At 63.3% G+C, this 1,995-nt stretch carries 2 protein-coding genes; both read left to right on the forward strand.

Features of this window, described 5'->3' with window-relative positions:
- A partial coding sequence (locus tag BT341_RS43380; protein WP_342750276.1) for a DUF6537 domain-containing protein occupies positions 1-662 on the forward strand: 662 nt, incomplete at its 5' end.
- A 202-nt stretch (positions 663-864) separates the two neighbouring features.
- Positions 865-1,995, forward strand: a 1,131-nt coding sequence (locus BT341_RS43385; RefSeq protein ID WP_143169008.1) for a S41 family peptidase, incomplete at its 3' end; no start/stop codon positions are given.

Here is a 1,995-nt window from a genome sequence, read left to right on the forward strand (position 1 = left end):
AGCGCGCCCAGACGCTGGACGAACTGGTCGCGCGCCGCGTCGAGCTGCTCACCGCCTACCAGGATGCCGCCTACGCCGCCCAGTACAAGGCCTTTGTCGATGGCGTGCGTGCGCAGGAAGCGAAGCTGGGCAAGGGTACGCGCCTGACCGAAGCGGTGGCGCGCTACTTCTACAAGCTGATGGCCTACAAGGACGAGTACGAGGTCGCGCGCCTGCATACGGATCCGGCTTTCCGCGAGAAGATCGCCAACATGTTCGAGGGCGACATCACCGTGAAATTCCACCTGGCGCCGCCGCTGCTGGCCAAGCACGACAAGGAAGGCCGTGCGCTGAAGAAGGAATACGGTCCGTGGATGATGAGCGCCTTCGGCGTGCTGGCGAAGCTGAAGGGCCTGCGCGGCACCGCCTTCGACGTGTTCGGCTACACCGAGGAGCGCAAGACGGAACGCGCCCTGATCGCGCAGTACCGCGACACGGTGACGGCCCTGCTGCCCAAGCTGTCCGGCGACAACCTGGCCCAGGCGGTGGCGATCGCCAGCATTCCGGAAGACATCCGCGGCTATGGCCACGTGAAGGCGCGCCACTTGAAGATGGCGAAGGAGAAGGAGGCGAATCTGTTGTCGGCATTCCACAGCCCGGCGCCTGCCACCCGGGTAGCCTGAGCGCTACCTGAGCGCTACCTGAGTAATTAAGCGCCGCGCATACCGCGCCGGAGCTGGCTTTGCGCCAGCCCGGCGTTTTTTTACGTCTACAGATGAAAAGTTATGCAAAAAAAATTTAAAAAAAGCAATCGTGCGCTCTTCTCAAATAGACGGGCTTGTCTTACTCTTTCTTAACAAACTTGTCCATTACTTAACGAATCCCATGAAGACGCCAACTTCCTCCAAGGGTCAACTGACCACTTCGCTACGCCTGATCTGCGCCGCCGTTGTGGCCGCTTCCACGCTTGCCGCCTGCGGAGGCGGTGGCGGCGGCGGCGGCCAGATTGGCGTGAATCCGCCGACCAACCCTCCAGTCACCCCGGCGCCGACGAACCCGGCGCCATACACGCCAGGCCAGGCGAACACCGGCGCGGATCCGGACGTAACGACCCTGGGCAATGCCTTCGACACCTACTGGAACTACTGCGAAACGCCGCGTACCGGTACCGACCCGTACACCGGCAAGGCCTACCCGGACAAGAAGGGCAGCCTGCGCGACGAGCTGACCTTCCTGCGCGCCTGGACCCACCAGTACTACCTCTGGTACAACGAAATCCCGACCGATTTCAAGATGTCCGATTTCACCGATCCGGTCGCCTACTTCGACAAGCTGAAAACCCCGCTGACCACCGCATCCGGCGCGCCGAAGGACAAGTTCCACTTCACCTACGACAGCGACGAGTGGGACAAGCTGAGCACCGAAGGCATCGAGCTGGGCTACGGCGTGACCTGGACCAGCAGCGGCGCGACCGCACCGCGCATCTGGAACGCCACCATCGTGGAAGAGGGTTCGCCGGCGGCCCTGGCCGGCCTGAAGCGCGGCGACCGCCTGACCGTGGTCGACGGCGTCGACTTCATTAACGCCACCGACGAAGCCTCGGTCGCGAAGATCAATGCCGGCCTGTTCCCGGCCGCTGCCAACGAGACCCATAGCTTCACCGTGACCCGCGGCGCGACCTCGATTCCGGTGACCCTGGCGGCCAAGGAAGTGACGGCCAAGTCGGTCAAGAACGTCAAGACCTTCGACATCGCGGGCGGCCGCCGTGTCGGCTACCTGACCTTCGAGAACCACAACGCCGTGGCCGAGCGCCAGCTGATCGATGCCTTCAACACGCTGAAGACCGCCAACGTCAACGACCTGGTGATCGACATGCGTTACAACGGCGGCGGCCTGCTGTACGTCGCGGCCGAACTGGCCTACATGGTCGCCGGCCCGACCTCGAACGGCAAGGTCTTCGAAAGCCTGTCGTACAACGGCAAGGTCCAGACCGACGCATCGGATACCGTGCGCTTC

This window comes from Amycolatopsis australiensis (assembly GCF_900119165.1).
Classification (GTDB): domain Bacteria; phylum Actinomycetota; class Actinomycetes; order Mycobacteriales; family Pseudonocardiaceae; genus Amycolatopsis; species Amycolatopsis australiensis.